The sequence below is a fragment of the Aureimonas sp. ME7 genome (assembly GCF_903970965.1).
GTDB lineage: Bacteria > Pseudomonadota > Alphaproteobacteria > Rhizobiales > Rhizobiaceae > Aureimonas.
The window spans coordinates 1-1,671 of sequence record NZ_CAJCKW010000040.1; the positions used below are offsets into that span (position 1 = coordinate 1).

At 66.2% G+C, this 1,671-nt stretch carries 1 protein-coding gene; it reads left to right on the plus strand.

From position 1 onward, the window contains the following. Nucleotides 1-61: 61 nt before the first annotated feature. Nucleotides 62-1,501: an IS1182 family transposase gene (locus tag H7A85_RS20615; protein WP_182422411.1), complete on the plus strand. Its 1,440-nt coding sequence runs from the start codon at nucleotides 62-64 to the stop codon at nucleotides 1,499-1,501. Nucleotides 1,502-1,671: the final 170 nt, after the last annotated feature.

Consider the following 1,671-nt stretch of genomic DNA (forward strand, 5'->3'; position numbering starts at 1 on the left):
GACCCTGGCTGTGTCAAAACCCTGCGCGTGCTATTCTCGTCGGGGTTGACGGGAGGGTGGCATGGGACGCTTCGTTGTCGGTGCCGATCGCGATCAAGCGACTCTGTTTCCGCCCTGCCTTGAGGACTGGATCGCGGAGGACAATCCCGTCCGCGTGGTTGACGTCTTTGTTGATGCGCTGGACCTGGGTTCACTCGGCTTCGAGGGTGTCGAGGCGGCCGCGACGGGTCGGCCCGGCTATCATCCCTCGGCTCTCTTGAAGCTCTACGTCTACGGTTATCTGAACCGCATTCCGTCCAGCCGGCGGCTCGAACGCGAGGCCGGTCGCAACGTCGAGGTCATGTGGCTGACGGCTCGACTGTCGCCCGATCACAAGACCATTGCCGAGTTCCGCCGACAGAACGGCTCGGCCATCGGGCAGGTCTGCGCCCGCTTCGTCGCCCTATGCCGGGAGATGGGCCTTCTGACGGGCACGCGCGTCGCGATCGACGGCTCGAAGTTCAAGGCGGTCAACAACCGCGATCGCAACTTCACCAAGGCCAAGCTCGAGCGGCGCCGCGAGCAGATCGAGGAGAGCGTGTCGCGCTATCTCGCCCAGCTCGACACGGCCGACCGCCAGGAGCCGACGCCGGAACTGGCCGCCAAGGTCGCTCGGCTGAACGAGAAGATCGCCCGCCTCGGTCAGGAGATGGAACGTCTCGCCGGACTGGAGGCGCAGATGATGGCGGCTCCCGATCAGCAGGTCTCGCTCACCGATCCAGACGCCCGATCGATGGCGACCAGCGGACGCGGGTCAGGCATGGTGGGCTACAACGTCCAAGTGGCGGTGGAGACCGAGCACCATCTGATCGTGGCGCACGAGGTCACCAATGTCGGATCGGACCGGGCGCAACTCAGCGGCATGGCGCAGCAGGCCAAGCACGCGCTCCGGGTCGACCGGCTCGAAGCGGTGGCCGACCGCGGCTACTACTCCGGCGAGGAGATCCTCGCCTGCGAGCGCGCCGGCATCGCCGTCACCCTGCCGCGTCCGATGACGTCGGGTGCCAAGGCGGCGGGACGCTTCGGCAAGGAAGACTTCCTGTACCGCCACGACGAGAACGCCTACCACTGCCCGGCGGGCCAGACGCTCCCTTACCGATACACGACGATCGAGAACGGCATGACGCTCAGCCGCTACTGGACGAACGCCTGCCAGGCCTGTTCGCTGAAGGGGGATTGCACGACAGGCAAGGAACGGCGCGTCACGCGCTGGGAGCACGAGGACATCCTGGAGACCGTGCAGCGCCGGCTCGATGCCGATCCTCAAGCCATGCGGGCGCGGCGCGAAACGGTGGAGCATCCCTTCGGCACGCTGAAGGCGCGGATGGGCGCCACCCACTTCCTGACCCGGACGCTGCCGCGCGTGTCGGCCGAGATGGCGCTCCAGGTTCTGGCCTACAATCTGACGCGCGTCCTCAACATCATGGGAAGCAAGAGGCTCCTCGCCGCAATCAGAGCCTGACCAGGCCGCCACCAAGCCCTGGTTCATCCCATCACGCGAGCCAACCGCATCGCCCTGTCCCGCGACCATCGTGAAAGCAGCCGCAGTGCGCCGTCTCTCAGTACCCAGCCATCCAGGTCAGCCCCCAAACGTCAAACGACAACGGGCTCAGCGTTTTGACACGGCCTGGA